The sequence below is a fragment of the Pseudomonas sp. IPO3747 genome, from assembly GCF_013385245.1.
Classification (GTDB): domain Bacteria; phylum Pseudomonadota; class Gammaproteobacteria; order Pseudomonadales; family Pseudomonadaceae; genus Aquipseudomonas; species Aquipseudomonas edaphica.
This window is the reverse complement of the sequence record NZ_JACAQL010000045.1, coordinates 1-1,233: the sequence shown is the minus strand read 5'-3', so window position 1 is coordinate 1,233 and position 1,233 is coordinate 1. Positions and strand designations below refer to the sequence as shown.

General features: G+C 44.7%; 3 protein-coding genes. All 3 read right to left on the bottom strand.

Annotation, left to right across the window (positions count from 1 at the left end; translation table 11 throughout):
• The coding region (locus HX790_RS29980) for a hemagglutinin repeat-containing protein (protein ID WP_176992618.1) at positions 1 to 81 on the bottom strand (81 nt) is incomplete at its 3' end.
• Positions 82 to 218: 137 nt separating this feature from the next.
• Positions 219 to 530, bottom strand: a complete 312-nt coding sequence (locus HX790_RS29460; protein ID WP_017134681.1) for a hypothetical protein — start codon at positions 528 to 530, stop codon at positions 219 to 221.
• Between the two features lie 11 nt (positions 531 to 541).
• Positions 542 to 1,233 (bottom strand): DNA/RNA non-specific endonuclease (locus tag HX790_RS29455; protein WP_176992617.1); only part of this gene is annotated, 692 nt, incomplete at its 5' end.

Below are 1,233 nucleotides of genomic sequence, written 5' to 3'. Positions count from 1 at the left end.
GGTGTCTTGCAGGCTTTCGATATTAAGATCGCCGCCGACGTCGGCGATGACTTTTTTGCCACTCGCCACCGCGCCTTTGATCTGGGTATCGAGTTAAAAGCGGGAAAAGTCTGATTATCTGATCGGGCGAGTTTTTTGAAAGTCAGGCTATGAGGGGCATCAAAAATCAATGTCTACTTCAGACCGTCCCTAGGTAAACTGTATTTTTTATAAGCATCTCAGTTGTCAGGGTATTTGAACTTTGTACTGACTTGCTCTCCATGTTTATATGAAATTACGAATGAAACCCAATCTTCACCGCGTTGCTCAGCGCTATGTTTAAGCTTATCTACCAATTCATACAACTGTGTATCGTCTATATCTGTCCGGGCGTTGGTAGTCTCCACTCCATCCTTTTCGACAAGTAACTCTGTGTCTATGAATCCTTTTCCTACTACCACCTCGTAACGAAAACGATCATAGCCGTCGATAATTCCGTTATCAATAATGGAAAATATTTCTTTAATTAATGCAAAATCTTCGGTAATCATATGTGTTCCTTTCAAGGCTTGCTGGATTCATTTTTGAAAATACTGGTTCTGGTCCTACCATCAATGGTGTAGGTGACTGATAAAGTGTCGGGTCTAATAGAGTCGGCAGTTGATCTGTTGAATTTGATTGTGGTTGGGCCAACTGTCTTCGTCGGGTCGTCCAGAGCCTTTTTGATGATATTTTCATAGAAAACTTTATAGGCTGAATTATTGAAGTTTTTATCTTGTGGGAAAAGGTTGTAGCCGTCACATGTGCCGCCTTGGCTGCAAGCTTGAGCATGACCACCCACATCAGTGTCTCGGCCCTGATGGCCCATCTCTGTTTGCCTAGAGTCGCGAGGGATTTTTTCATTCACAGGGGTAAAGGTCAACTCTTCAACCTGACCTGCGCTGTTGGTTGTGAAGGATTTCCCATTGTCAAGCTCATACCGTGTATTTGCAGCTCGTGCACTCGGGTTATTAAGCAGCTCGTATTCTGGAGTACCCTTAACTGCATTTTCAGTTTTAACTTTTACAATCGGTATTTCAGTCGCCGACTTTACACGTTGAGCATCCCGAAGCTCAGCCTCAGTTTTAGCAAGCTGCCCGAATTTGGAGCTCGCACTTCCCTCCTGGCTATCTGCAACAGCGCCTACAACACGGTTGCGTACAGCTTCGGCTTTGGCGAGCTTCTCGATTCTAGCCACCTCAGCCATCTTTTCAA

What these genes read in the sequence shown, in the direction of transcription:
- HX790_RS29460 (WP_017134681.1), bottom strand. Translation starts at nt 530, where the DNA reads ATGATTACCGAAGATTTTGCATTAATTAAAGAAATATTTTCCATTATT.